This is a genomic window from Bradyrhizobium sp. WSM4873 (assembly GCF_055811355.1).
In genome coordinates, this window is sequence record NZ_JBVVPS010000043.1 from 2,492 (window position 1) to 29,305 (window position 26,814).

Here is a 26,814-nt window from a genome sequence, read left to right on the forward strand (position 1 = left end):
TTTTTTCGGTGTTTTTTTTTTTTTTTTTTTTTTGGGGGGGGGGGGGGGGGGGCCGCCCCCCCCCGCGGCGGGCGCCCCCCCCCCCCCCCCCCACGGCTTTGGTGGAGCGCCGGCCAGCTCCCCATCATGGTCCGCCGCGCAACCACCTCACCCCACCACGATCTCCCCCGTCTCGCCTCCAGCGCCCACACCCGGCGGCAGCGGCATCGGCACGGTCACATAATCCTTCGGCAGATTCACCGGCCGATAGCCCGGCTCCACCGCCATCCGCTTCAATACGCTCTCATGCACATGCGCGCCTTCGGGGATGGGGCGCGGTTCGCAATCGGGGATGTAGAAGCCCCCAAACACTTTCCGCTCCGGCCATTCCTTGTAGGTCGCGCTCTTCGGCAGATACTCCAGCACGCGCCACACCGCCGTCATCGAATCATGCAGCTCGCCCGTTTTGCCCGTGTAAGCCGGCGGCACGTATTGGAACGGTGAGTTCTTGCGCTGGATGCCCCAGGCGAGCTGGTTCACCGTGCGCGGGTTGAAGTTCAGCCCAGCCTTCGTCGCCTCCTCGATCATCCAGAGCAGCGGATATTTGGACTCGCCGCTCTCGGCTTCCGGATAGCCGCCGCCGACGTCGCAATGCACGCCGGCGAACCACACCTGCAGGATGTCCTGCGGCTCCTTCTTCTCGTCGGGCACGTAGCGGTGGCGCCAGTACTCCTGGGGCTCCTCATAGGCCTTGAGGCGGAACATGCGGCGCTGCTCGTCGATGGCGATCGCCTGCCGGAAGATGTTGACGCTCGGATTGCGCAGCGTGAAGGCGAGCTCCTCCAGGCTGAAGACGAGGAAGAAGACGTCGCGCCGCGGCACGATCACGCTCGCCACCGTGTCCCAGACGCCGATGAAGTGGATGGTCGGCCAGCGCGTCGAGGTGATGCGTGCGAACTGCGCGGCGAGGTCGAATTGGTCCTTCGGCAGAGGCCCCTGTTCGTCGACGGCGATGTCCTTGAGGTCCTCGACATCGTTGCCGCGCCCGGTGCCGGAATATTGCTTGTAGGCGACAAGGCCCGAGCCTGCGAGGTTGGCCTGCTCCGGCGAGATCAGGCCTATCTTGTGGATCAGCCCCGCGAGCACGCGCACGGTATAGGCACCGCGCGAAAAACCGAACAGATAGATCCTGTCGCCCGGCGCGTAGTGCTGGACCAGGAAGCAATAGGCCGACAGCACGTTGTCATCGAGCCCGTAGCCGGTGGCGAGCCCCAGCACTAGGTTGACGTTGGCTTTCCAGCGATGCCACGTCGACGGCTCCGTCACCGTGCCGACCCCGGGATCGTAGAACACCATCTGCCGCGGCCGCGTCTTGTCGGTCTTGCGCAGGCAGCGATAGAGCTTCAGGACGTTGGAGATGTTTTCCGAGATCTCGTTGCCGGTGCCGTCACAGCAGATGACGAGATTCTTCGGCTCGGATGTGTGGTCGGCGTTGCGCTCGTGCTCCACGGTACTCCCCTCCCGCTGATGCTACCCGGGCGAGTATAGCGGAAAAGAGCGGGGAGAAGGAGGTGGTGCTTCTTCCCCTCTCCCCTTGCGGGAGAGGGTGGATCGCCGCGAAGCGGCGAGACGGGTGAGGGGTCTCTCTCCACGCGCGAATCTCTCGCGTTGGAGCTTCGCGGAGACAGACCCCTTGTATCTGCACGGCCAGCATTTGTGCGATGGAAGTGACTTAGCGCCTTGGCCGGTGGCCACCGGCCAAGGCGCGTGGCGATGTCGCCCGTTACCCCTCCGGCTACAACCGTGGGTGAGCTCTGGGATCTTCGCCATGTCACGTACGACCGAACAGTCGCTTGAGTTCCAATCGCATGGACAAGGCAGGTTACCGTGAAGAAGACGATTTGTGGAGTGGACGTTTCGAAAGCTAAGCTCGATGTCTGCATCGAACCCGGGCATCGGTTCGCGAGCTTTGATAACGACACGGCAGGCATTGCGAAGTTGGCCGCGTTCTGCCGTGAACACGCCGTGGAGCTGGTGGTCATGGAGGCCAGCGGCGGATATGAGCGAAGGCCATTCGTCGAACTCTGGGAGAGAGGTATAAGCTGCGCGTTGACCAATCCTCGCAGCGTCCGCCGCTACGCCGAGGCGATGGGCATTCTGGAGAAAACCGACCGGATCGATTCCTCCGTCATTGCCCGCTTCGCCGATGCCAAGAGCCTGGCTCCGACCCCGCTGCCGAGCCGGGCCCAGCAGCGCCTGAAAGCCCTTGTGGCAAGGCTCCGGCAGGTTACCGACGATCTCATCGTGCAGAAGCAGCGTCGCGCCAGCCTGCTCGATAACACGGAAATGCGCGAGAGCATCGACGAGGTAATCGCCCTGCTGAAGCGCCAATCCCGCAAGCTCGAGGGGGAGATCGCTTCCATGATCGACGACGATCCGCTGTGGGCAAAGCTCGCCGAGTCCTGGCGCGAGGTGAAGGGCGTTGCAGGGCGGACCGTCGCCCGGCTGCACGCCGAGCTGCCGGAGATCGGAATCCTGTCGAACAAGGCCATCGCCAAGCTTACCGGCCTCGCCCCGATCGCAAATGACAGCGGTAAGCGAAAGGGCAAACGACCCACCCGCGGGGGCCGCGAGGGGGTCCGTTCGATCCTCTTCCTCGTCGCGGCCACCGCCGCCCGCTACGACAAAAGCCTCGCCGACTTCCGCAAGAGGTTGGTCGCTGCGGGAAAGGAAAAGATGGTCATTCGCATCGCGCTCGCCCGCAAACTCCTGGTCCGCCTCAACGCCAAGGCACGCGATGCGCGCACCGCCTACGCCAATGCAACTTGACAACAGAGATAGTCGCTCATCCGGCGCTTCGCGCCACCTTCTCCCACAAGGGGAGAAGGGAAAACAGCCGCCCCGCTACTTCTTCTTCTGGCCGATCTCCGGCTGCCACGCCGCATCCTTTCGGCTGGGCGCTGCGGCGCTGGTCTTGATCTTGTCTTTCTTCGGCTTCTTGGTTTCGCGGTTGCTGCGTTGCTGTCCCTTGGCCATGACGTCGTCTCCTCCTGGGTTTCGAGTTCGTCCGCGTGCGAGATCGGCGCTGCAATTGTCGCTGGCGGGCTACGAGATGCATCCGCCCGAGCCATTGAAGATCGCCGCCGCGCACGCGAGGCGCGAAAGATGCAGCGCAACATCGACGCGCGGCAATTGCGTGAGCTGCGCTGACGTGGTCGAGCGTACGCCCGCGTCCCGCCGATGGCGAGGACTAAAACGCCGCGTGCGAGCGCCGCGCTTGCCGCTTAAGTCCCGGCCCGCGCTGACATAAGGCTGGCTATTGCCGCGCAAGGAGCGCATGGTCGCGACCAGCTGGCGTCGGTTGGGGCTCCTTCTTTGCGAAAGGCAGGCGCGCATGACCATCCGCTCGCGGCGAGAAACCATCACCTTCAAGCATCCATTCCACATCCGCGGCCTCGAACGCGAGTTGCCGGCCGGCGCCTATGAGGTCGTCACCGACGAGGAGATGATCGAGGGCCTGTCCTTCGCGTCCTATCGCCGCGTCGCCACCATGATCACGGTGCCCTCCGAAGGCGTGCGCGGTGCGACGGAGATGCTGTCGATCGGCTCGGTCGACCTGGCGGATGCCCAACGCATTGATGCGAGTGCCTGAAATGACTGACGTCCCGGTCGATCTCGACAGCCACCGCGGCATGGCCGCCCAGAAGGCAACCGACCTGCGCCGCGCGCTGGCCGACGTCGAAGCCCAGGTCAGGGAGCTGCGCGAGCGCGAGGCCGAGCTCGAAAACCGCATGATGTCGGTGCCCGCCACGTCCTGGCCGGAGGCCGCCGTGAAGGCCCGCCATCTGCTCAACCTCTATGCCGCGAGCCTCCCCGCCGAGGACACCCGCCACCGCGCGCTGGTCGCCGCGCTGTTCGACGATTTCGCAAGGCTCAACGGCGACGGCTGACGCGAGCCAACTCGTGGCGCCATCGCGCAACGCTCGCAAACACACCCGTCGTCCTGGCAAAAGCCAGGACCCATAACCACCGAAGTCAGTTGTTGTGCAGGCTTGTGCCACAGCGTGCTTCGAAGGCTGACCGGCGCCCCGGTGCGCAATTGCACGCCGCGCAGCCGCAAAGGAGTACCCCATGACACTCACCAGCAGCCGCTTCATCGCCCACGACCAGGACCGCGGCATCGTCCAGTTCTCGATGCAGGACGGCAGTAAGGAGATCGCCTGCGCGATCTCGACCTCCGCCATGGACGACCTCGAGCGCGGCCCGCGCGCCAGGCCCAGCGAGCGCGAAGAGCAGTTCACGCGCCTGCGCGAACGCATCGAAGCCTGCACCGGACGCAAATATCAGGCGACGGAGTTCGAAGGCACGCCGCCCGGGATCGTGCTGCGGAGCATTGATTTTCGAGGGTAGGGGAGCGGAATCGCGAGCATTTCCTCCTGGACACCGCAGCCGCTGGCGAGCCCCAGCACCTGATTGACTTTGGCATCCAGATACGCCGCGTGGGCAGTGCCGTCCCGTCCTACGTCCGGACGGAGAATACCGTCCGCCACAGGCTCAGTCTCTCCGTGTTGCACAGGCTGTGATGAAGGCTTCGTCATTTTTCTTCTGAGCGACATAGACGGGTATTTCGTCGACTGTCCGGGCCGACTCACAATCGGTCCACCTAAATTGCACACTCGACAATGGCTCATGGCTTGATGTGGCGGTTTCTATCAAAAGGATATCGCCAAGCTTCATAGAGCCGAGTCGGCCGAGGCCTTTGTCTCCAAGCGGAGTTCGGCCAGCCTTTGTTTTTTGTTTTTTGGCCCCGTCGTTGCTTCGTTTACTGGACTGGCTGATCACTAGCCAGGACGATTGGAGTTGGGCTGGTGTAAGCCCCTCTCCACGGTCCTCAATTGTTATCCTGCCAGTATAGGCGAGCCGTCTTTGAATGCGCTTGTTGTCGGGAATTGAGTCGCCGTTCTCCAGCGCTTTGCCGCTTGAATCGCAAAGAGTAACTTGCACGGTGTCGAATGGGTGATTGAACTCTCGAAGCCTAGAGGCGGGTCCAGTTTCTGTCCTCGTGCTCTTTTCCGCAGTGTCGATGTCAATGATGCAGCCTGGCGCATCGGCATCATAGGAGTTCTTCACACATTCAAGGATCGCCTGCTCCACGTCGGTTACTAACTCACTTCCGAGCTGCACGAGCACGTGTGCCCCGACTTTTAACTGGGGTTCTGCGACCATCAATACATTCCGATTTGGGCGCGCTTGGCGCTTTCAATTTTAGATTCTCGGAAGTTATCGCAATTCTGCAATATCGTGGAGCCCTCCCAGCGCCGTTCAATTTTGGGTAGCATCATGTCGCCTATCGCTACCAATGGGAATAGTTCTTTGGTAAGGAGCAATGTGAATCTGCAAAAGAAAAAACGGCCGGATCTTCCGATCCGGCCGTCACGCAAAACTCTTCTTGGCTAAACCTACGCCTTGCGACGCAGGCCCCAGCCCAATCCGAAAATTCTTAGCTCGCCTTCTTCTCCGGCGCGGGGGTCGGGCCGACCTTCTTCTGGATGGCGCGCTTCAGCTCGAGGGCGCGGGGCGACAGCACGGCGGCCTTGGCCTTGAGCAGGAAGGGGTCGAGGCCGCCATTGTGGTCGACGCTCTTGATCGCGTTGGTGGAGACGCGCAGGCGCACGTTGCGGCCCAGCGCTTCGCTGATGAAGGTCACGTTGACCAGGTTCGGCAGGAAGCGGCGCTTGGTCTTGATGTTGGAGTGGCTGACCGTGTGGCCGACCTGGGGGCCCTTGGCCGTCAATTCGCAGCGGCGAGACATGGCAAAATCCTCAATCTTTCCCAACGATGTGCGGCCGCCATTCGGGGCGCCACGGGCAAATTCTCTGTCCTTGCAGGGAGCGGGCGGACGTATAGGGGGGAAGCGGCGGGACGTCAAGGTTTTGGCTGCTGTTTTCGCCTCTCCCCGCCTGCGGGGAGAGGCCGGAATGCGCGCGATTAGCGCGGATTCCGGGTGAGAGGGAGTCTCCGCGAGGGCGCTGTGGGTTGAGTGTACTCAATTCTCACCTCCCCCCAGGAGAGCCCCCCTTGTATCTGCACGGCCAGCATTTGTGCGATGGAAGTGACTTAGCGCCTTGGCCGGTGGCCACCGGCCAAGGCGCGTGGCGATGTCGCCCGTTACCCCTCCGGCTACAACCGTGGGTGAGCTCTGGGATCTTCGCCATGTCACGTACGACCGAACAGTCGCTTGAGTTCCAATCGCATGGACAAGGCAGGTTACCGTGAAGAAGACGATTTGTGGAGTGGACGTTTCGAAAGCTAAGCTCGATGTCTGCATCGAACCCGGGCATCGGTTCGCGAGCTTTGATAACGACACGGCAGGCATTGCGAAGTTGGCCGCGTTCTGCCGTGAACACGCCGTGGAGCTGGTGGTCATGGAGGCCAGCGGCGGATATGAGCGAAGGCCATTCGTCGAACTCTGGGAGAGAGGTATAAGCTGCGCGTTGACCAATCCTCGCAGCGTCCGCCGCTACGCCGAGGCGATGGGCATTCTGGAGAAAACCGACCGGATCGATTCCTCCGTCATTGCCCGCTTCGCCGATGCCAAGAGCCTGGCTCCGACCCCGCTGCCGAGCCGGGCCCAGCAGCGCCTGAAAGCCCTTGTGGCAAGGCTCCGGCAGGTTACCGACGATCTCATCGTGCAGAAGCAGCGTCGCGCCAGCCTGCTCGATAACACGGAAATGCGCGAGAGCATCGACGAGGTAATCGCCCTGCTGAAGCGCCAATCCCGCAAGCTCGAGGGGGAGATCGCTTCCATGATCGACGACGATCCGCTGTGGGCAAAGCTCGCCGAGTCCTGGCGCGAGGTGAAGGGCGTTGCAGGGCGGACCGTCGCCCGGCTGCACGCCGAGCTGCCGGAGATCGGAATCCTGTCGAACAAGGCCATCGCCAAGCTTACCGGCCTCGCCCCGATCGCAAATGACAGCGGTAAGCGAAAGGGCAAACGACCCACCCGCGGGGGCCGCGAGGGGGTCCGTTCGATCCTCTTCCTCGTCGCGGCCACCGCCGCCCGCTACGACAAAAGCCTCGCCGACTTCCGCAAGAGGTTGGTCGCTGCGGGAAAGGAAAAGATGGTCATTCGCATCGCGCTCGCCCGCAAACTCCTGGTCCGCCTCAACGCCAAGGCACGCGATGCGCGCACCGCCTACGCCAATGCAACTTGACAACAGAGATAGTCGCTCACCCCGACCCTCTCCCCGCAAGCGGGGCGAGGGGGAAGAGGCAGCGGCGTGAGGTGCGCGGTTCTGACCCGCCCGGATCACCAAAACGGCAATGATTATCGCGCCTTACCATCACATAAAGGGCGTATTCGCGCCCGAAGAGTGCAGTGGAGTTCCGGACGCCGATAGGCCCGGACACATTGCTTGGCGCGGTTTTTGGCTTAAGTAACAACCGTTCGCGCCCCGATTGGATTGTTTCGTGCTCACAACGCCTCATCTTGCGCCGAGCCTGCGCCCAAAAGAGCTGCGCCCAAATGGCCTGCGCTCAGCGGAGCGGCGCGCAAGGAATCCACGCGCAAGTCATTCGCGCTCTGCCGGCCGTTGGGTCATGGCGGCCCTTTTCGGGCTGGTTTTGGCGTGGGCGGCGGAGCCCGCGGCGGCGCAGGGCAAGCTCGAGGCGCAATACGAGGCGACGCTGGCGGGCATTCCCGTGGGCAAGGGAGCCTGGAACATCGATATCCAGGACGACGTGTTCGCGGCCGCGGCCTCCGGCGGCACCTCGGGGCTGCTGAAATCCTTCGCGGGCGGGTCCGGCACCGGCGCTTCGCAGGGCCGCGTGGTCAACGGCGCGCTGGTTGCGACCGGCTACCAGGCCACCACCACCACCTCGAAGAAGACCGAAGAGATCCGCATCACGCTCGACAAGGGCAATGTGAAGGATTTTGCGATTCTGCCGGAGCCGCCGGTCGATCCCGACCGCATCGTCGTCACCGATGCGCATCGCCGCGGCGTCTGGGACCCGATGACGGCCTCGCTGGTGCGCGTCTCCGGCAGCGGCGACGTGCTGTCGGCGGACGCCTGCCACGGCAGCGCCGCCGTGTTCGACGGCCGCATGCGCTACGAGCTCAAGCTCGATTTCAAGCGCATGGAGAACGTCAAGGCGGAGAAGGGCTATCACGGCCAGGTCGTGGTCTGCTCGCTGTATTTCGTGCCCATCGCCGGCTACATCCCCGACCGTCCCGTGATCAAATATCTCGCCGCCCAGCGCAACATCGAGGTCGCGTTCGCGCCGATCGCGGGAACGCGCATCCTGGTCCCGTTCTGGCTGAAAGTGCCGACGCCGCTCGGGCCGGCCATGCTGGAAGCGACCTCCTTCGTCACCACGGCCCAGCCGCCCAGGGTCGCGAAGACGCAGTAGGGGGTGCCGCCGCACCCACCGCCGTCATTCCGGGGTGCGCCACTTGGCGCGAGCCCGGAATCCATCAGCCCACAGAGACCGTCTTGCGATGGATTCCGGGCTCGCGCTCCGCGCACCCCGGAATGACGAGGAAGACCATTTTTGGCCCGCATGAAAGTCCTTCTATTTCAATGACATGCCTACTGTGCATGGGGTTGTTTTCGCGCTTCTTGTTTGGAGGGGGTCGGGATGCGGGAATCCATTTGACTCCTCCCCGATTCTGATTCGACTCCGCGCCGTCCCCAGCTTTAACGATTCCGCCATCGAAACGTCGCTTGTGCGGCAGGCCAAAACTCCATCTAGTGCAAACCCAATAAGCCTCCCGCGACATCTTGCGTGAACGGAACAGGACTCAAGAGGGAGTCACCGATTCGGCCGCGATTCGTTCTCAACTCGTTCCGAAGCTTAAAGCCAACGGGAAAAGCGTCGCAAAGTGAGACAGTTGCGCGGGATTTGGGAAGGGGCGCCGCATTCTCCGCCGTCATGCCCCGGCTTGACCGGGGCATCCAGTACGCCGCGCCCTCTCGGTTTGATCTGCGCCGCCTCTGGAATACTGGATCGCCCGGTCGAGCCGGGCGATGACAGCAGTGTGTGAGGCCGGCCCTTCGCGCCACCGCCCCAAAACAGCACTGACATTCGCCCCAATCGCCATTACCTAATCCCCCAGATGCCTTTTTCCTCCTCCCCCTTCGCTTCCGAGCGGCTTCCCGGCGCCGGCGTCACTGCGGTGCTTGGTCCCACCAACACCGGCAAGACCCATCTCGCCATCGAGCGGATGCTCGCGCATCCCTCGGGCATGATCGGGCTGCCGCTGCGCCTGCTGGCGCGCGAGGTCTACAACAAGATCGCAGCAAGGGTCGGTCCCGATGCCGTCGCGCTCGTGACCGGCGAGGAGAAGATCAAGCCGAAAGCGCCGCGCTATTGGGTCTCGACCGTCGAGGCGATGCCGCGGGATCTCGACGTCTCGTTCCTCGCCGTCGACGAGGTGCAGATCGCATCCGATCTGGAACGCGGCCACGTCTTCACCGATCGCATCCTCAACCGTCGCGGCCGCGACGAGACGCTGCTGCTCGGCGCTGCGACCATGCGCCCGATCATCGAGCGGCTGCTGCCGGGCGTCTCCATGATCACGCGGCCGCGCTTGTCGCAGCTGGAATTCGCCGGCGACCGCAAGATCACGCGGCAGCCGCGCCGCACCGCCATCGTCGCCTTCTCCGCCGACGAGGTCTACGCCATCGCCGAGCTGATCCGCCGCCAGCACGGCGGCGCCGCCGTGGTGCTGGGCTCGCTGTCGCCGCGCACCCGCAATGCGCAGGTCGCGATGTTCCAGAACGGCGAGGTCGATTACCTCGTCGCCACCGATGCCGTCGGCATGGGCCTCAATCTCGACGTCGACCACGTCGCCTTTGCCTCCGACCGCAAGTTCGACGGCTACCAGTTCCGCCGCCTGACGCCGTCCGAATTCGCCCAGATCGCCGGCCGCGCCGGCCGCGCCACGCGCAACGGCACCTTCGGCACCACCGGTCGCTGCGGGCCGTTCGAGCCCGAGCTCGTCAATGCGCTGCAGAACCACACCTTCGACCCCGTGAAGGTTTTGCAATGGCGCAATTCGAAGCTGGATTTTGCTTCCCTCGGCGCGCTCCAGGTCTCGCTGAACCTGGCCCCCGGGCATGAGGCGCTGACGCGCGCGCCGATCGCCGAGGACATGCGCGTGCTCGACCACGCCGCCCGCGACGCCGAGGTGCGCGATGTCGCGCATGGCAAGGACGCCGTGGAACGGCTGTGGGAGGCCTGCCAGGTCCCGGATTATCGGAAGCTGTCGCCGGCCGCCCATGCCGAGCTGGTGACGACGCTCTACAGCTTCCTGATGCGCAAGGGATGCATCCCCGACGCCTGGTTCAGGACCCAGATCGACCAGGCCGACCGCGTCGACGGCGATATCGACACGCTGTCGGCCCGGATCGCGCAGATTCGCACCTGGACCTTCGTCGCCAACCGCCCCGACTGGCTGAAAGACCCCGAACGCTGGCAGGGAATCGCCCGCGAGGTCGAAAATAAATTATCGGATGCGCTCCATGAACGCTTGACTGAGCGTTTCGTTGATCGCCGGACCAGTGTATTGATGCGCCGCCTGCGGGAGAACACGAGCTTGAATACGGAAATCGGCAAGACCGGCGAAGTCATCGTCGAAGGCCATGTCATCGGCCGCCTCGATGGCTTCACCTTTGCACCGGATGCGGCGGAAGCCGGCTCCGATGCGAAAGCGTTGCAGGCTGCAGCGCAGGCCGTGCTCGCCGGCGAGATCAACGCGCGCGCTGAAAAACTGGACAACGCACCGGACGAGCAGTTCGTGCTGACCTCGGAAGGCATCATCCGCTGGACCGGCGACGCCGTGGCGCGGCTGTCTGCCGCAGAGGACGCGCTGCATCCGCGCATCCGCATCATCTCCGACGAACGCCTCACGGGCGCCCCCCGCGACAAGGTTCAGGCCCGGCTCGACCTCTGGCTCAAGACCCATATCGAAAAGCTGCTCGGGCCGCTGTTCGAGCTCAGCAAGGCCGAGGACGTCACCGGCATCGCCCGCGGCATCGCCTATCAGCTCGTCGAGGCGCTCGGCGTGCTGGAGCGCCCGAAGATCGCCAACGAGCTGAAGGACCTCGATCAGCCCTCGCGCGCGACCTTGCGCAAATACGGCGTCCGCTTCGGCGCCTATCACCTCTATTTCCCCGGCCTGCTCAAGCCGGCCGGGCGCGCGCTGGCCGCGCTGCTCTGGGCGCTGAAGCAGGACAATGTCGATCCCTCCGCGCTATCGGGTGCGCAGCATCTGGCAAGCTCCGGCCGCACCTCGTTCCCGGTCGACAAGCAGCTGCCGCGCGATGCCTATCGCGTGCTCGGCTACAAGCAGGCCGGCGAGCGCGCCGTGCGCGTCGACATCCTGGAGCGCCTGGCCGATCTGATCCGTCCGGCGCTGGCCTGGCGCGAGAACGCGTCCGGCGAAAAGCCCGCCGGTGCGTTCGACGGCCGCAGCTTTGTCGTGACGCAGGCGATGACCTCGCTCACCGGTTCGGCCGGCGAAGACTTTGCATCCGTGCTGCGTGCGCTCGGCTATCGCATGGACAAGCGCCCGCCGCTGCCGGCGAAGCCTGCCACGGCTGTTGCCGAGGCGCCTGCTGCTGAAGCCCCCAGCGAAGAAACGCCCACAACCGAAACACCGGTCGAGGACGCCGCAGCGCCCGCGGACACCGCGATCGAAGCTGCCGCCGAGCCTGTGACCGTCGAAGACGCGCCGGGCATGGAGCAGCACGACGAGCCCGCGCAGGACGAGCCGGCGCTGGAGGCTTCCGTCACGCCGGAAGACGCTCCCGGCATCGCGCCACCTGCGGAAGAGGCTGTTGCCCCCGTTGAAGCTGCCGAAACCGCGTCTGCCGAAACCGCTGCTACCGAAGCCGCGGCGTCGGCCGATGCGGCTGCGCCCGTGGAGGCCGCGGCCACGCCCGCCGAGCCCGAGCTCATCGAGGTCTGGCGTCCCGCCGGCCGTCACGAGGATCGCAAGCCGCGCCACGAGCGTCATCGCAACCAGCGTCATCACCAGCCGCGTCCGCAGGCGGCTGCTGAAGCCGGCACTGCTCCTGCCGAAGGCGAAGCCCAGCCTGCCGCCGACGGCGAGAAGCGCGGTGAGCGCCATCGCCATGGCGGTGGTCATCGTCGCGATGGTGGCAGAGACTTCCGCAAGCCGCGCGAAGGTGGCGCTGAAGCCGCGCCGCGTCCCGAGGCGCGCGACGACAAGAACCGTCGCTTCGAGGGCAAAGACCGCGACAACAAGGATCGCGATCGTAACAAGGGCAAGTTCGGGGGCGATCGCGACAAGGGTCGCGACAACCGTGGCCGCGACCGCGACAAGGGCCGCGACCGCCAGGGCGGACCCTCGCTGCGCCCCTACGCATCGAGCGCCACTCCGCGCGAGCGCGATCGTCCGGTCGATCCGAACTCGCCCTTCGCAAAACTCGCTGCGCTGAAGGAGCAGCTGTCCGGCCGCAAGGAGTGAGCCCACGACCGAGCGGCAGCGCATCGACAAATGGCTGTGGCACGCGCGGGTGGTGAAGGCGCGCACCTCCGCCGCCGAGCTTGTCGAGTCCGGCCATGTTCGCGTCAACGGCGCACGCGAGAAATCGCCGGGGCATGCGATCAAGGTCGGCGACGTGCTCACCATCGCGCTCGATCGCACCGTGCGCGTCTTGAAAGTCACCGCCTTCAACGAGCGCCGCGGCGATGCCGCCTCGGCCCGTGTGCTCTACGAAGAGCTCGGTGAAGGCCATCCGAATTCTCAGCGCAATTAATTGCGCTTTGAATTCATTCTTGGTCGATCAAGCGCATAAAGCCGTCATGATCGGCCGTTCCTGAGCTTGCGGCGCCGGGCCATCCGCGCTACGCAAGCCGCGACTTTTAAAAGAGCTTTTCGGAGCGTTGGATGACTTACGTCGTCACTGAAGCGTGCATCAAGTGCAAGTACACCGACTGCGTCGAGGTCTGCCCGGTCGATTGTTTCTACGAGGGCGAGAACATGCTCGTCATCCATCCTGACGAGTGCATCGATTGCGGCGTGTGCGAGCCGGAATGCCCCGCCGATGCCATCAAGCCGGACACGGAACCGGGCCTGGAAAAGTGGCTCACGGTCAACGCCGACTACGCCAAGAGCTGGCCGAACATCACCCAGAAGAAAGAATCACCTGCCGACGCCAAGGATTTCGACGGCATGGAGGGCAAGTTCGACAAGTATTTCTCCGCGAACCCCGGCTCCGGCGACTAATTCGGGTCAAACTTAACCCTATTAGCGGCGTTATCGCCGAAAACCAGCCCTTAAGACCCCTAAATCATTGATTTTTGCGGGAAATGTGCTATATTGGGCACATTGAGCCGAACCCTGGTTAGCCCCGTCGGCCCCGTTGGGTTCCCGTGAAACCAAATGTCGAACAGGGGCGTGGCAGTTTCCGCGCGCAGGCTGTGTCACAGAAAACGCGTAAAAAGAGTACTTCAGCGAAGGCTTCCCATAAGGACGCCAAGAAAGTCGCCGCGGCCAGCCGTAGCGCATCCAAGGGTCGGACCGCGACGAAGGCGCCGGCTGCAAAGTCCTCGAAGAACAAAAGAAGCGCAATGCCTAACAAGACTGCCAAGCCGGCCGCGAAAGCGACCGTTGCCAAGCCTGTTGCCGCCAAGCCTGCCGCCAAGCCCGCTGTTGCAAAGACGCCCGCTGCCAAGGCTCCCGCTGCCAAGCCCGCCGCGCCGAAGGCTCCTGTTGCGGCTGCTCCTGCCAAGGCTCCTGTCGCTGTCGCCAAGCCGGCCGTGAAGCCCGCGGCTGCTGCGCCGAAGGTCGAGGAAAAGAAGGTCGTGACCCAGCGTCAGGGCTTCAAGGCCAACGAATTCGTCGTCTATCCCGCTCACGGTGTCGGCCAGATTCTGGCCATCGAAGAGCAGGAGATCGCCGGCGCGAAGCTCGAGCTGTTCGTCATCAACTTCATCAAGGACAAGATGACGCTGCGCGTGCCGACCGCCAAGGTCGCCAATGTCGGCATGCGCAAGCTGTCCGAGCCCGCGCTGGTAAAGCGCGCGCTCGAGACACTCAAGGGCCGTGCCCGCGTCAAGCGCACCATGTGGTCGCGCCGCGCCCAGGAATACGAAGCGAAGATCAATTCGGGCGACATCGTCGCGATCGCGGAAGTCGTACGCGACCTCTATCGCTCCGAGTCGCAGCCCGAGCAGTCCTACAGCGAACGCCAGCTCTATGAAGCCGCGCTCGACCGTCTCTCGCGCGAGATCGCGGTGGTGCAGCACTCGACCGAGACCGAAGCGGTCAAGGAGATCGAGGCCCAGCTCGCCAAGAGCCCGCGCCGCACTGGTGCCAAGTCCGAAGCCGCCGAAGGTGAAGGCGATGCGGACGCCGAGGGCGACAGCGACGAGACCGATGGCGGCGCCACGGTCGCCGACGAGGCCGCGTAGGCCTCTCGCGCGTTCATCGCAACCAATCAAAAGCCCGGCCTTGCGGCCGGGCTTTTTGTTTTGGAGGCGCTGACCGCCTTGGTTCGGGACGGCCAGCGGGCCGAATTGCTTTGAGCCTCTGCGGTCCTGAGCGGGATCAAACCCGCGATGCGGTTCCCGAAGCGCCGCGCCCGGTCTCGCGGCCGTCTCCGTCCGCGTCAGTCGCAACCGTCGACCACCAGGCGCCCAACGCATCGATCAACGGCACCAACGTGTGGCCGGCGGCGGTCAGATCGTACTCGACCCTCAACGGGTATCCGTCGAATTCCGTGCGGGTCACCATACCGGCGTCTTCCAGTTTGCGAAGCTCGAGGGCGAGCATCCTGTGCGAGATGGTCGGATTGTCCCGACGCAAGTCGCTGAACCGTTTCGTGCCCTGTTTCAAATAGTAGATCAGAAGCGTAGGCCACCGGCCGCTCAGGATCTGCATCACTTCCTCGATGGGACATCTCGAAACGAGATCTTTCATCGGCGGACTCCAGGTTACAAAAATGTTCGCAATTTACTTGATGGAGCGAGCGACTAGGGTTCGGGACCGCTGCGCAGCGTGATCATCAGAAATCACGGAGAATAGATCGATGGATCCAATCCTACTTTACGGTTTCCCGATGGGAAGCTCCATGGGACTCGTTGCGGCTCTTGAATGGCTTGGCAGGCCATATCGCCTGTGTCGCGTCGACATGCTGGGCGAGATGCTGAGCCCGTCATACGCCAGGATCAATCCCCGACACGAGACGCCTGCACTTATAACCGACCAGGGCGATGTGCTGATGGAAACGATGGCGATCGCGGCTTGGCTCGAAGCCAGGGATACCGAACGGCGCATAAGTTTTGATCCGCTGTCGCCGCAAGCCGATCCCATGCATCAGCTGATGGCGTTCGTGAATACCGGTTTTACCGGTGCCTTCGCGCCGCTTTGGGTCGCAATGGAAGGCGTGGCGATGGACGACGCCATGCGCTCGGCCTTGCGGGAGTTCGGAAGGAGAAAGGTGATCGAACGCCACGACAAGCTCGAAGGCATGATCGAGCCGGCAAGGTTCCTGCTCGCCGACCGGCCGACCCTCGCGGACGCCTTGCTGGCAGGTGTGGCGCGCTGGCTCGACTTCCACGCCGTCGCGGACAGGAGCCGCTGGCCAAAGCTGGCGGCGCTGCGCCAATTGCTCGAGGCCGATCCCGGGGTCATCTACGCCACGGCCGTGGAGAGCGGGAGTAGTGATCCGGGAGCAGGATCCTGCGCCGGCCATATCGCGCTGGCCGACGTCATCGCGCGATATGGCAAGCAATCCTGACCAGTGGAGCGGAGGAGCGGCTTCGATCCGCTCCTCCCTACTTCACCGGCCGCTTCTCGAGCTTCCTCGCCAGCGTCCGACGGTGCATTCCCAATCGTCTTGCCGCTTCCGAGATGTTGAAATCGGTCTCGATCAGGGTCTGGTGGATGCGTTCCCATTCCAGCGTCTTGATCGATGTCGGCCGGGCGTCGAGCGCGACCTCGGCATTGCCTGCGGCCTTGTTGAAGGCGGCTTCGATGTCGTCGGTATTCGACGGCTTGGCGAGATAGTGGCATGCGCCGAGCTTGATGGCCTCGACGGCGGTGGAGATGCTGGCAAAGCCCGTCAGCACCACGATCAACATCTCCGGATCGTGCGTGTGCAAGAGCTCGACGCAGGCCAGTCCCGAGGCGCCGCCAAGCTTGAGGTCGACGACGGCATAGCCGAACGATCGCTCCTCCAGAACTTTCCGCACGTCCTCGATCGAGGCGGCGAGCACGACCTCGTAGTCGCGGCGCTCGAACGAACGCTTCAGGGTGCGCGCAAAGCCGGCATCGTCCTCGACGACGATGAGCGAACGGTCAAGCGTCAAAGCTGCCTCCGATCGCGAGCGTGGCGAGCGGCAGCGTGAGGCGGACCGTGGCGCCGCGCTTCCTGTGGTTCTCGGCGGTGACGCTGCCGCCAAGCTTACGCACCACGTTCACCACCAGGAACAGTCCGAGCCCGCCGCCGGCGCGGCCCTTGCTCGACTGATAGGGCTTTCCGAGCTGTGCCAGCATCTCCGGCGCAAAGCCGGGGCCGCGATCGCTGATCGACAGCACGAGATTGTCGCCCTCGCGCTCGGCAACGAGCTCGACCCAGTCGCGCGAGACCTCGTAGGCGTTGTCGAGCACGTTGAAGATCACCTGCTTCAGCGCGACGTCCGAGACGATCGCGACGTCCTCGCCGAAGGTGTTGACGAAATACAGCGTGCGCGCCGAGCGCGCGTCGCGCCACTCTTCCACCAGCGCGGTGACGAAAGCCGCCACCGTCGTCGGCGACGATCCTTCGCCGCGGGCTTCGCCCGCCGACACCAGGATGCCTGTCACGATCGACTTGCAGCGTTGCAGCGAGGTCTCCATCTCCGCCAGGTCCTCGGCCAGCTCCTGGTCGGCGGCGAGGTCGGGCATGCGGCGCCAGTCGCCGAGGATGACCGAGAGCGAGGCGAGCGGCGTGCCGAGCTCGTGAGCCGCGCCGGAGGCGAGCAGGCCCATGCGCACGATATGATCCTGCTCGGCAGCATGCTGGCGCAGCGCCGCCAGATGCGCGTCGCGCTCGCGCAAATTCCTGTTGATGCGGGTGACGAACACCACCAGCAGCACGGCGTTGAGCACGAACCCCAGCAGCATGCCGGCAACCGTGAGCGTATAGGTCTCGCTCAGCGGGTTCGGCGGCAGATCGAGCGGCCGGTAGGCGACGGTCAGCCAGACGAAGCTCGCGCAGGTCAGCGCGACCAGCGACCAGGTCGAGCGGCCATCGAGCAGCACCGCGCCCAGCGTCACCTGAAGCAGGAACAGCGAGGTGAAGGGATTGGTGGCGCCGCCGCTGAGGTAAAGCTGCGCGGTCAGCGCGGCGACGTCCAGCATCAGGGCGACCAGCAACTCGTTGTTGGTGATCGCGGCGCGATGGCGCACCCAGACCAGGCTGGAGATGTTGAGGAATATCAGTGCGCCGATCACCGCGCCCATGCGGGTGAGGGGCAGGGGAATGCCGAGCCAGACATGCACGCCGCCGATGGTCACGATCTGGCCGACCACTGCGGTCCAGCGCAGCTGGATCAGCAGCGCCATGTTCTTGCGGTTGGTCTCGTCGTCGGTCGGGGCAGCGCCGATCAGCTCGCTGCGCGCGTCCGCCTGCGATTGCAGCGTGACGGCGCCATGCGTTCTTCCGTCGTCAGGTGGGCTCGACGATCGTTCCAGCATCTGATCCCGTCCTGCGGGCGCCGGCATTGGAGCCGTCGGCCGCTTCGTGGACGAAGCCGCTCCAGGGCTTCCTGCGGCGAAACAGCCCGCCGCCGAATGTGACGATAAGTTTACCGGCCAGCATGAAAGCCAGGGCAAACCACGTCAGCGCGTAGATCAGGTGGTTATTGGGAAAGCTGATCACGGTCAATCCGCCGATTGGGCCGCTGCCGGATTGTGATCCAGCGTCGGCATCGACGAAGAAGGGCGCGACATGGTCGAGGCCGCGTGCCGCCGCAATCGCGGCGACATCCCGCGAGTACCAGCGATTGTGCTCAGGCACGTTGGCCCTGAGGAATCCGCCTTTTGGCTCCGTCACGCGCAAGAGGCCAGTGATCTCGACCTGGCCTTGCGGATTGCCGTCCCGGCGCGTCGAGACGTCGCGCCGGTCGGACGGCACGAAGCCGCGGTTGACCAGGACCAGCGTGCCGTCGTCGCGCCTGAGCGGTGTCAACACCCAATAGCCCGGGCCTTCTTCGGTGACGGCCTGAACCAGCGTCTCGCGATCATGCATGAAACGGCCGGTGACGCTGACGTGCCTGTATTCGTCGTTTGCGGCGGAGACGATGGGCCATGTCGCCGGCGAGGGGATCGGCTGGACCGGGGCATGAACGCGCTGCTCGACGCGATCGATCAGCGCCAGCTTCCAGGCGCGCCGCTCGATCTGCCAGACGCCGAGCGCGATCAGAAGTGCAATGGCCGCGAGCGAGAGGACCGCGAGCCACAAGGGCGGGCGCGCGGCCTTTCCGCGAGCCCCGTCTGTCTTGCTTGTCACGGCCTTGGTCTCGGTCACTTCATCCCGGTCATCTGGTGGATCGGCATCATGTTGCTGTTGAGGTGGTTCATCACCCACAGCGAACCCGACAGGGCGATCACCACCATGACGATGGTGAAGATCAGCGCCATCATGCTCCAGCCGTTCTCGGATGTCGTGTTCATGTGCAGGAAGTAGATCATGTGCACGACGATCTGTACCACCGCGAAGGCCATGATGACGAGCGCCGTGATCTGCTTGCTCGGAAGCGCGCCGCTCATCACCAGCCAGAACGGGATCGCGGTGAGCACGACCGAGAGCACGAAGCCGAGCATGTAGGTCGAGAACGAGCCGTGAGCATGGCTGTCGCCATGGTGATGATCGTCCGCGTGGGCGGCGTGAGTATCGGTGTTCATCGCAGAACTCCCAGGAGATAGACGAAGGTGAAGACACCGATCCAGACCACGTCCAGGAAGTGCCAGAACATCGACAGGCACATCAGGCGGCGGCGGTTGGCCTCGATCAGGCCGAACTTCCAGACCTGCACCATCAGGGTCACCAGCCAGATCAGGCCGCAGCTGACGTGCAGGCCGTGGGTGCCGACCAGGGTGAAGAAGGCGGACAGGAAGGCGCTGCGCTGCGGCGTCGCGCCTTCATGGATCATGTGGGCGAACTCGGACAGCTCGATGCCGATGAAGGCGGCGCCGAACAGGCCGGTGATCGCCAGCCAGATCTGGGTCTGGGCGATCTTGTTCCGCTGCATCGTCAGCATGGCGAAGCCGTAGGTGATCGAGGACAGCAGCAGCATCGAGGTGTTCACCGCGACCAGCGGCAGCTCGAACAGATCCTTCGGCGCCGGGCCGGCGGCGTAGTTGCCGCCGAGCACGCCGAAAGTGGCGAACAGGATCGCGAAGATGAGACAGTCGCTCATCAGATAGATCCAGAAGCCGAGCGAGGTGCTGTAGCCTTCCGGATGCGGATGTTCGTCGGCGAGGTAGAACACCGGCTCGCCGGTTTGCGTGGGATTGACAGCGACAGTCATTTACTTGGCTCCGGCGAGCAGTTTGGTGCGCGCGTCCTCGGCCCGGATGACGTCCTCGGCCGGAATGTCGAAATCGCGGTGATAGTTGAAGGTGTGACCGATGCCGACAGCGAGCATTGCGATGAAGCTCGCGGCTGCGAGCCACCAGATGTACCAGATCAGGCCGAAGCCCATCGCGGTGGCAAGGCCGGCGAGGATGATGCCGGTGCCGGTGCTGCTGGGCATGTGGATCGGCTTGAACCCGGTGAGCGGGCGCTGATAGCCGCGCTTCTTCATGTCCCACCATGCGTCATTGTCATGGACGACGGGGGTGAAGGCGAAGTTGTAGGCCGGCGGCGGCGAGGAGGTCGCCCATTCCAGCGTGCGCGCATCCCAGGGATCGCCGGTGACGTCCTTGAGCTGCTCGCGCCTGAGGAAGCTGACCGCGAACTGCATCAGCATCGAGAGGATGCCGAGGAAGACCAGGAAGGCGCCGATGCCGGCGACGATGAACCAGATCTGCAGGCTCGGATCGTCGAACACGCGGAGGCGGCGGGTCACGCCCATCAGGCCGAGCACATAGAGCGGCATGAAAGCGAGGTAGAAGCCCGTGACCCAGAACCAGAACGACAGCTTGCCCCAGAACGGGTCGAGCTTGAAGCCGAACGCCTTCGGGAACCAGTAGCCGATACCGGCGAACGCGCCGAACACGACGCCGCCGATGATCACGTTGTGGAAATGCGCGATCAGAAACAGGCTGTTGTGCAGGACGAAGTCGGCCGGCGGCACCGCGAGCAGCACGCCGGTCATGCCGCCCAGCACGAAGGTCAGCATGAACGCGATCGTCCACATCATCGGCAGCTCGAAGCGGATGCGGCCGCGATACATCGTGAACAGCCAGTTGAACATCTTCGCGCCCGTCGGGATCGAGATGATCATCGTGGTGATGCCGAAGAAGGAGTTGACGCTGGCGCCCGACCCCATCGTGAAGAAGTGGTGCAGCCAGACCAGGTACGACAGGATGGTGATGACCACCGTGGCGTAGACCATCGAGGTGTAGCCGAACAGCCGCTTGCCCGAGAAGGTCGAGGTCACTTCCGAGAAGATGCCGAAGGCGGGGAGAACCAGGATGTAGACCTCGGGATGACCCCAGATCCAGATCAGGTTCACGTACATCATCGGGCTGCCGCCGAAATCGTTCGTGAAGAAGTTGGTGCCGACGTAACGGTCGAGCGAGAGCAGCGCGAGCACGACGGTCAGAACCGGGAAGGAAGCGACGATCAGCACGTTGGTGCAGAGCGCGGTCCAGGTGAACACCGGCATCCGCATCATGGTCATGCCGGGACACCGCAGCTTGACGATGGTGCAGATCAGGTTGATGCCGGACAGCGTCGTTCCGACGCCCGCGACCTGCAGGCCCCAAATGTAATAGTCGACGCCGACGTCCGGACTGTAGCCGATGTTGGACAGCGGCGGATAAGCCAGCCAGCCGGTGCGGGCGAATTCGCCGATGAACAGCGAGGCCATCACCAGCACCGCGCCGCCGACCGTCATCCAGAAGCTGAAATTGTTCAGGAACGGGAACGACACGTCGCGCGCACCGATCTGGAGCGGCACGACGAAGTTCATCAGGCCGGTGACCAGCGGCATCGCCACGAAGAAGATCATGATCACGCCGTGGGCGGTGAAGACCTGGTCGTAGTGATGGGAATTGAGATAGCCCTCCGAACCGCCGAAGGCGAGCGCCTGCTGCAACCGCATCATCAGCGCGTCGGCGAAGCCGCGCAGCAGCATCACGATGCCGAGGATCATGTACATGATGCCGATGCGCTTGTGGTCGACGCTGGTGAACCATTCGCTCCAGAGATAACCCCAGACGCGGAAATAGGTCAGGCCGGCGAGCATGACGAGGCCGCCGGTCGCCACCACGGCAAAGGTGCCGACGACGATCGGCTCGTGCAGCGGCAGCGATTCGAAGGTGAGCCGGCCGAAGATGAGCTTGAGAAGATCAGGAGACATGCGGGATCTCTTTACGAATCTGACTTCGGACGTTGTCCGAGGAAGAAGGACGAGGACTTCAGCGGCGTGAACGTCGGCCGCTTCAGGCCGGCGCCGAGCAGCGGCGCGGTGTCGAGAGGTGCCGTGATGGAGGCGGTGGTCCTGCCCTGCGGCGCCTCGGGCGTGCAGGTGCCGGCGATGAAGGTCGGCTCCGGCCCAAGCGCGGTGCCGCGGCGGGCGTACTTGTCGTAGGCCAGCGGCAGCGTGTTGTTCAGGCCCTCGTGGCCGAGGCCGCCCTTGGCATCGATCGCCATCATCTCGCTCTGGCACATCTTGCCGGTCTCGACGCACATGTTGAGGATCAGGCGGTAGAGATCGGAATCGATAGTGCCGTAGCGCCGCACCGGCTCGTTCTGGCTGGGTTTTTCGAGCTGGAGATATTCGGCGCGGCCGAGCGAGCCGCCGCCGGACTTGGCGCTGGCGATCCAGGCGTCAAAGCCCTTGTCGTCGAGGCCCTGGAAGTTGAAGTGCATGCCGGAGAAGCCGGCGCCGCTGTAGTTCGCCGAAAAGCCCCGGTAGGTGCCGGCGTGGTTCACGACGGCGTGGAGCTTGGTCTCCATGCCCGGCATCGCGTAGATCTGGCCGGCCAGCGCGGGGATGTAGAACGAGTTCATCACCGAGGACGCGGTGATGCGGAAGTTGATGGGACGATCGACCGGAGCGGCCAGATCGTTGACGGTAGCGATGCCGTAGTCCGGATAGATGAAGAGCCATTTCCAGTCGAGTGCGACGACGTCGACCTCGAGCGGGGCCTTGGACTGGTCCACGGCGCGGTCGGCATGGATGCGGCCGAGCGTGCGATAGGGGTCGAGCAGATGCGTGCCCATCCAGGTCAGCGCGCCCAGACAAACGATGATCAAGAGCGGCGCCGACCAGATCACCAGCTCGAGGCTGGTCGAGTGGTCCCATTCCGGCTCGTAACGGGCGTCGGTGTTGGACTGGCGGTAGCGCCAGGCGAACAGCACGGTCAGCGCCATCACGGGCACGACAATCAGGAGCATCAGGACGGTGGAGATGATGACGAGGTCGCGCTGCTGCGCTGCGATATCGCCGGCCGGCGCCAGCACGACGTAGTTGCAGCCGCTGAGCGCAACCGCCAGGGGTAGCAGCGCCAGGATCTTGAAACGGGACACGGGCCGAGCCTTATGAGAATGAGTTTCTTTTGCGGGACCAAGGGGTAGCTGCGGCGCAGCAATCCGGACATTGGACAATTTGTCCAATGTTGCAGTGCGGGATGTTGCGCCAGACATGGTTAGATTGCCTGGCGCCTTGCCGGGCGGTCGGCTTTGGTTTTCAGGACGTTAAGGGCGCACGAATGGCGATGGCACAGACCCCCGCAATGGCAGACCACTCGGGCGAGCACGGCCACGACCAGGCCAGTCCCGGCGAGATTGCTATCGGCGTCATCATCGGCCGCACCTCGGAATTCTTCGACTTCTTCGTCTTCGCGATCGCCTCGGTGATCGTCTTCCCGCGCCTGGTGTTTCCGTTCACGAGCGAACTGACCGGCACCCTCTATTCCTTCATGATCTTCGCGCTGGCCTTCATGGCCCGGCCGATCGGCACCGTCATTTTCATGACGGTCGACCGCGAATACGGCAAGACGGCCAAACTGATCTCGGCGCTGTTCCTGCTCGGCACCGCCACGGTCGCGATCGCGTTCCTGCCCGGCTATCACGAGATCGGCGTTGCGGCGATCTGGCTGCTGGCGCTGGCGCGCATCGCGCAGGGTCTGGCCTGGGGCGGCGCCTGGGACGGCATGGCCTCGCTGCTGGCGCTGAACGCGCCGCCTTCGAAGCGCGGCTGGTATGCGATGGTGCCGCAGCTTGGCGCGCCGCTCGGTCTGATCGTGGCGAGCGGGCTGTTCGCCTATTTCGCCGGGAATCTTTCGGCCGACGACTTCTTCGATTGGGGCTGGCGCTATCCGTTCTTCGTCGCCTTTGCCATCAACGTCGTGGCGCTGTTCGCGCGCCTGCGCATGGTGACGACGGAAGAATATGCCTCGCTGTTCGAGACCCGCGAATTGCAGCCCTCGCGCATCTCCGAGACGGTGGCGCGCGAAGGCCAGAACATCATGCTCGGTGCGTTCGCGCCGCTGGCAAGCTTCGCGCTGTTCCACATGGTCACGGTGTTTCCGCTGTCCTGGGTATTCCTGTTCACCCGCGAAAGCCCGGTGCGCTTCCTGATCATCGAGATCGTCGCCGCCGTGTTCGGCCTCGGCGCGATCGTGCTCTCTGGCGTCATCGCCGACCGCGTCGGCCGCAAGTCGCTGCTGATGGGATCGGCGATCGCGATCGCGATCTACAGCGGCTTCGCCCCGCAGCTGCTCGATGCCGGCGCGTTCGGCGAGACCATCTACATGGTGATCGGCTTCATCCTGCTCGGTCTGTCGTTCGGCCAGTCGTCGGGCGCGATCGCCTCGAACTTCAAGCAGGCCTATCGCTACACGGCCTCGGCGCTGACCTCCGACATGGCCTGGCTGTTTGGCGCCGGCTTTGCACCGCTGGTCGCTTTGTTGCTTGCAACCAATCTCGGCGTCATTGCCTCGGGTGCGTACCTGCTGTCAGGCGCGTTCTGGACCTTGCTCGCGCTCTGGCTCAGCGGCCAGCGCGAGGCCGGCGATATGGACGCGGGCGGTTAGGGCTCACCCCAATGTCGTCCTGGCGAAAGCCACGACCCATTGCCCGACGGATTATTGTTGCAGCCATGCTGAAGCAACCAGCGTGCCCATTCCGGTAATCTATGGTTATGGGTCCCGGATCTGCGCTTACGCTTGTCCGGGACGACGGCGGAATTTGCCGAGCTATCGCAGCCTCAATCCGCCACGACCTTCACGCGATCTCTTACCTTCACCTGCGCGTTGCGATCGAGCCCGTTGAGCACGCGAAAACGCTCGGCCGGGTGATCGACGCCGGCCATGCGGTGGGAGAGCGATTCCACGGTGTCGCCCGGCTGCACGGTGATGACCTTGATGCGCAGCGGGCGCGCGGCCTGGATCTCGTCGAGCGTCAGGCGACGGAATGAACCGACGGTCTCGCGCGCATTGCGCTCGCTCTCAGTCGACTTCTGCCGTGCCGCGAAGATGAAGCGGTAGACGTCGCTGCCGAAGCGCAGGGCGTAGACCTTGAACTGCCACTGGTCGCCCTTGGCAGTGGCGGACGCAGCCGGAAAACCGTTGATGGTGATGTCCTCGATGGACGCCTTCTCGACGCCCTCCATCCAGCCGGAATTCAGGTAATCGCCGAGCGACTGTTCGGCCGGCACCCGCACGACGTCGAAACGCATCGCCTGCGAGCCGCCGTCGCGCACGCCGATCACGGCCTGCGCGGTATTGTCGAGCGTAAAATTGTCCGGCGCCTGGAAGGTGAAGCCGAGCTTCGGATGCAGGAAGCGCCGGCCGCGGACAAAACCTTCGCTGGGGTCTTCGCCGTAGACGAGGTTGTCGATCGCGGCGAGATAGGTCTCGCGGTCGCGCTCGCCGCCCTCTGGCGCTGCGTATTGCCGCGCGATGGTCTGCGCGTTCTGCACGCGCTCGGGCGTTGCCGGATGCGATGAGGTGAAATCCTGCGCGCGCGGATCGAGCGAGGTCTTGCCGACCTTCAGCTCGGCATTGCGCTCCATCGCCGAGAGAAAGCGTGCGGCACCATAAGGGTCGAAATGGGCCTTGGCGGAAATGCCGACGCCGACGCCGTCGGCCTCGAACTCCTGATTGCGCGAAAAGCTCGCCATGGTCAGCTTGGTCTTGGCGAGCGCGAGCGCGGTGAGATCGGGATCGTTGCTCATGTCGGTGACGACGCGGGTGACGATCGCGGCCTGACGGGCCTGGTCCTCACGCATCGCCGCGTGCTTGGACAGCACATGCGCCATCTCGTGGCTGAGCACGGAGGACAATTCCGACGTGTCGCTCGCCAGCGCAAGCAGACCGCGCGTGACGTAGAGCTGGCCGTTCGGCAGCGCGAAGGCGTTCACCGCGCCGGAATTGAGGATGGTGACCCTGTAACCCTGGTCGGGGCGGTCGGACGCCGCGACGAGCCGGTCGACGGTCTTGGTGACGAGCGATTCGAGCCTGGGGTCGTCATAGGTGCCGCCATAGCTCGCCAGGATGCGCTCGTGCTCCTTCTCGGTGGCGGGGGTCTGCGCGACGGCCGGCTTCGGCTTGGGCATCGCGACGGTCGGCGGGGCCGCCGCGGTCTGGAAGCGGCCCATATCGCCGCAGCCGGCAAGGGTTGACCCCAGCACGAGGCATAGCGCAGCCGGCGCTGCCCGCAGGCGGCGTTCACCTTGTCCGTGCCGTCCTAGCACCCCATTCACGTCGCTTAACCCGTGCCTGGCCCCTTTTAGGGCCTTACCCCTGTCGGCTCGTTTGCGCCCAGCAACTCGATTTGTCCCACGAGGCGTATATCGATACGCGGCCCCGTATTCCCCTCAGCCCAGCCCCGGACACGAATATGTTTATTTTCCAGAGACTTAAGAGCGATCCCGGCGCCTTCGAACGCGGGTACCATGCGCTTTGAAATAGTCACGGCGAAGCCGCGTGTCCAGTTTCGTCCGAAGTTGAGGTAGGTCATTGCCCCAGCTTGCCGGACCGACAGGACTTTGCCTTCGACCACCACAAAACGCCCGATCCCCGCCAAAATATCGTCCGGACTTTCCGCGTTTTTTATGGCCGACGGGTCAGCCCAGCTGCCCTTTTTTTGGCGCCTCGCCTCGGCCTCCGACGCCATCAGGGCGGCCGCGCAGTCCTTATCGGCGATCTCGGCGGAGACGATGGCGTCGCCCTGGGCGAGGAGAATCGCCTGCACGGAGATGTCGCTCTCGCCAACAAAGACCAGCGCGCCCTGGCGACCATAGCGATCGGGCGTGTCGTCGGCGCTCCGCAGGATCACGTCGCGTCCGACGAGCATCGCGGTCAGTGCCTGCTTCGTCGTCGCGGTCGGCTCGATGCCGGTCAGGCGGATTTCCCGGCCGTCATCGAGCCGCAGACTGCGCGCTCAATCGCGGCGACGCGGCCTTCGCCTTGGGACTCGAATTGGCACGGGCTCGCGAATGCGCTCTGAGCCGCGACGAGCAGGATTGCGATCAGGCGAAGCCGTTGCGTCACGTTGCCCGGTGAGGTTGCGTTGCATGCCAGTCTTAACTCAAGCGTGGCGTGGCGCGAAGAGCCTTCCTCACACTCCGTCATTGCTAGCGCAGCGAAGCAACGACGTGGAAGCAGCTGTCCACACTTCGCCATTCCGCTTTGCGGAAAACATG

Annotated in this window: 25 protein-coding genes and 1 pseudogene; 12 read left to right on the forward strand and 14 right to left on the reverse strand. The window is 64.2% G+C overall.

Annotation, left to right across the window (positions count from 1 at the left end; translation table 11 throughout):
* Positions 1-147: 147 nt before the first annotated feature.
* Complete coding sequence (locus AC0L21_RS33795; RefSeq protein ID WP_473265979.1) at positions 148-1,488, reverse strand: DUF2235 domain-containing protein; 1,341 nt, start codon at positions 1,486-1,488, stop codon at positions 148-150.
* 378 nt (positions 1,489-1,866) lie between these two features.
* Here AC0L21_RS33795 and AC0L21_RS33800 point away from each other — a divergent pair, with 378 nt between their 5' ends.
* Positions 1,867-2,808, forward strand: coding sequence for an IS110 family RNA-guided transposase (locus AC0L21_RS33800; RefSeq protein WP_473265980.1), 942 nt, complete (start codon positions 1,867-1,869; stop codon positions 2,806-2,808).
* A 75-nt stretch (positions 2,809-2,883) separates the two neighbouring features.
* Here AC0L21_RS33800 and AC0L21_RS33805 read toward each other — a convergent pair whose 3' ends face one another.
* Complete coding sequence (locus AC0L21_RS33805) at positions 2,884-3,015, reverse strand: hypothetical protein (RefSeq protein WP_007599247.1); 132 nt, start codon at positions 3,013-3,015, stop codon at positions 2,884-2,886.
* A gap of 358 nt (positions 3,016-3,373) precedes the next feature.
* On the opposite strand from AC0L21_RS33805, the gene AC0L21_RS33810 reads away from it, so the two are divergent.
* From AC0L21_RS33810 to AC0L21_RS33820, 3 genes are all read left to right on the forward strand, one after another.
* Positions 3,374-3,631 carry a hypothetical protein gene (locus AC0L21_RS33810; protein WP_027515171.1) on the forward strand — a complete coding sequence of 86 codons (258 nt, stop codon included), beginning with the start codon at positions 3,374-3,376 and terminating at the stop codon, positions 3,629-3,631.
* Position 3,632: 1 nt separating this feature from the next.
* A complete protein-coding gene (locus AC0L21_RS33815; protein ID WP_473265981.1) occupies positions 3,633-3,929 on the forward strand; it encodes a hypothetical protein in 297 nt (98 codons plus the stop codon).
* A 181-nt stretch (positions 3,930-4,110) separates the two neighbouring features.
* Positions 4,111-4,389, forward strand: a complete 279-nt coding sequence (locus AC0L21_RS33820; protein ID WP_007604598.1) for a DUF1488 family protein — start codon at positions 4,111-4,113, stop codon at positions 4,387-4,389.
* A 144-nt stretch (positions 4,390-4,533) separates the two neighbouring features.
* Here AC0L21_RS33820 and AC0L21_RS33825 read toward each other — a convergent pair whose 3' ends face one another.
* Positions 4,534-5,205, reverse strand: coding sequence for an ATP-binding protein (locus AC0L21_RS33825; protein WP_473265982.1), 672 nt, complete (start codon positions 5,203-5,205; stop codon positions 4,534-4,536).
* 274 nt (positions 5,206-5,479) lie between these two features.
* The gene (rpmB, locus tag AC0L21_RS33830; RefSeq protein WP_026232426.1) at positions 5,480-5,791 is read right to left on the reverse strand and encodes a 50S ribosomal protein L28; all 312 of its coding nucleotides are present in this window, start codon (positions 5,789-5,791) and stop codon (positions 5,480-5,482) included.
* Between the two features lie 460 nt (positions 5,792-6,251).
* Between rpmB and AC0L21_RS33835 the strand changes: the two genes are divergently transcribed.
* From AC0L21_RS33835 to AC0L21_RS33860, 6 genes are all read left to right on the forward strand, one after another.
* Positions 6,252-7,193 carry an IS110 family RNA-guided transposase gene (locus AC0L21_RS33835; RefSeq protein ID WP_473265980.1) on the forward strand — a complete coding sequence of 314 codons (942 nt, stop codon included), beginning with the start codon at positions 6,252-6,254 and terminating at the stop codon, positions 7,191-7,193.
* Between the two features lie 385 nt (positions 7,194-7,578).
* On the forward strand, positions 7,579-8,388 hold the full coding sequence (locus AC0L21_RS33840) for a DUF3108 domain-containing protein (RefSeq protein ID WP_473265983.1): 810 nt from the start codon (positions 7,579-7,581) through the stop codon (positions 8,386-8,388).
* Between the two features lie 706 nt (positions 8,389-9,094).
* Positions 9,095-12,472 (forward strand): helicase-related protein, encoded by a 3,378-nt coding sequence (locus AC0L21_RS33845; protein WP_473265984.1) that lies wholly within the window; start codon positions 9,095-9,097, stop codon positions 12,470-12,472.
* 22 nt (positions 12,473-12,494) lie between these two features.
* Positions 12,495-12,764, forward strand: coding sequence for an RNA-binding S4 domain-containing protein (locus tag AC0L21_RS33850; RefSeq protein WP_354160002.1), 270 nt, complete (start codon positions 12,495-12,497; stop codon positions 12,762-12,764).
* Positions 12,765-12,895: 131 nt separating this feature from the next.
* Positions 12,896-13,234: a ferredoxin FdxA gene (fdxA, locus tag AC0L21_RS33855; RefSeq protein ID WP_007599264.1), complete on the forward strand. Its 339-nt coding sequence runs from the start codon at positions 12,896-12,898 to the stop codon at positions 13,232-13,234.
* Positions 13,235-13,578: 344 nt separating this feature from the next.
* Positions 13,579-14,421: a CarD family transcriptional regulator gene (locus tag AC0L21_RS33860; RefSeq protein ID WP_473265985.1), complete on the forward strand. Its 843-nt coding sequence runs from the start codon at positions 13,579-13,581 to the stop codon at positions 14,419-14,421.
* Positions 14,422-14,557: 136 nt separating this feature from the next.
* Here AC0L21_RS33860 and AC0L21_RS33865 read toward each other — a convergent pair whose 3' ends face one another.
* A complete protein-coding gene (locus AC0L21_RS33865) occupies positions 14,558-14,929 on the reverse strand; it encodes a winged helix-turn-helix transcriptional regulator (protein ID WP_473265986.1) in 372 nt (123 codons plus the stop codon).
* A gap of 109 nt (positions 14,930-15,038) precedes the next feature.
* Between AC0L21_RS33865 and AC0L21_RS33870 the strand changes: the two genes are divergently transcribed.
* Positions 15,039-15,749: a glutathione S-transferase family protein gene (locus tag AC0L21_RS33870; protein ID WP_473265987.1), complete on the forward strand. Its 711-nt coding sequence runs from the start codon at positions 15,039-15,041 to the stop codon at positions 15,747-15,749.
* 37 nt (positions 15,750-15,786) lie between these two features.
* On the opposite strand, the gene AC0L21_RS33875 is transcribed toward AC0L21_RS33870, so the two are convergent.
* From AC0L21_RS33875 to cyoA, 7 genes are read right to left on the reverse strand one after another with little or no spacing between them, the layout of a single operon-like run.
* Positions 15,787-16,320 (reverse strand): response regulator transcription factor, encoded by a 534-nt coding sequence (locus AC0L21_RS33875; RefSeq protein WP_473265989.1) that lies wholly within the window; start codon positions 16,318-16,320, stop codon positions 15,787-15,789.
* The gene (locus tag AC0L21_RS33880) at positions 16,310-17,689 is read right to left on the reverse strand and encodes an ATP-binding protein (protein ID WP_473265990.1); all 1,380 of its coding nucleotides are present in this window, start codon (positions 17,687-17,689) and stop codon (positions 16,310-16,312) included. Before AC0L21_RS33880 ends, AC0L21_RS33875 begins: the two co-directional genes overlap by 11 nt.
* Positions 17,661-18,521: an SURF1 family protein gene (locus tag AC0L21_RS33885; protein ID WP_473265993.1), complete on the reverse strand. Its 861-nt coding sequence runs from the start codon at positions 18,519-18,521 to the stop codon at positions 17,661-17,663. The genes AC0L21_RS33880 and AC0L21_RS33885 overlap by 29 nt, the downstream gene beginning before the upstream one ends.
* Entirely contained in the window at positions 18,518-18,898 is a 381-nt protein-coding gene (cyoD, locus tag AC0L21_RS33890) for a cytochrome o ubiquinol oxidase subunit IV (protein WP_211400082.1), read from the reverse strand. The genes AC0L21_RS33885 and cyoD overlap by 4 nt, the downstream gene beginning before the upstream one ends.
* Positions 18,895-19,524 (reverse strand): cytochrome o ubiquinol oxidase subunit III, encoded by a 630-nt coding sequence (cyoC, locus tag AC0L21_RS33895; protein WP_473265996.1) that lies wholly within the window; start codon positions 19,522-19,524, stop codon positions 18,895-18,897. The genes cyoD and cyoC overlap by 4 nt, the downstream gene beginning before the upstream one ends.
* A complete protein-coding gene (gene cyoB / locus AC0L21_RS33900; RefSeq protein WP_473265998.1) occupies positions 19,525-21,522 on the reverse strand; it encodes a cytochrome o ubiquinol oxidase subunit I in 1,998 nt (665 codons plus the stop codon).
* An 11-nt stretch (positions 21,523-21,533) separates the two neighbouring features.
* On the reverse strand, positions 21,534-22,694 hold the full coding sequence (cyoA, locus tag AC0L21_RS33905; protein ID WP_473266000.1) for a ubiquinol oxidase subunit II: 1,161 nt from the start codon (positions 22,692-22,694) through the stop codon (positions 21,534-21,536).
* Positions 22,695-22,876: 182 nt separating this feature from the next.
* On the opposite strand from cyoA, the gene AC0L21_RS33910 reads away from it, so the two are divergent.
* Complete coding sequence (locus AC0L21_RS33910; protein ID WP_473266003.1) at positions 22,877-24,202, forward strand: MFS transporter; 1,326 nt, start codon at positions 22,877-22,879, stop codon at positions 24,200-24,202.
* A 173-nt stretch (positions 24,203-24,375) separates the two neighbouring features.
* Here AC0L21_RS33910 and AC0L21_RS33915 read toward each other — a convergent pair whose 3' ends face one another.
* Positions 24,376-25,767 (reverse strand): M48 family metalloprotease, encoded by a 1,392-nt coding sequence (locus AC0L21_RS33915; RefSeq protein WP_473266060.1) that lies wholly within the window; start codon positions 25,765-25,767, stop codon positions 24,376-24,378.
* A 131-nt stretch (positions 25,768-25,898) separates the two neighbouring features.
* Positions 25,899-26,743 (reverse strand): annotated as a pseudogene (locus AC0L21_RS33920) (thermonuclease family protein).
* Between the last annotated feature and the right edge of the window lie 71 nt (positions 26,744-26,814).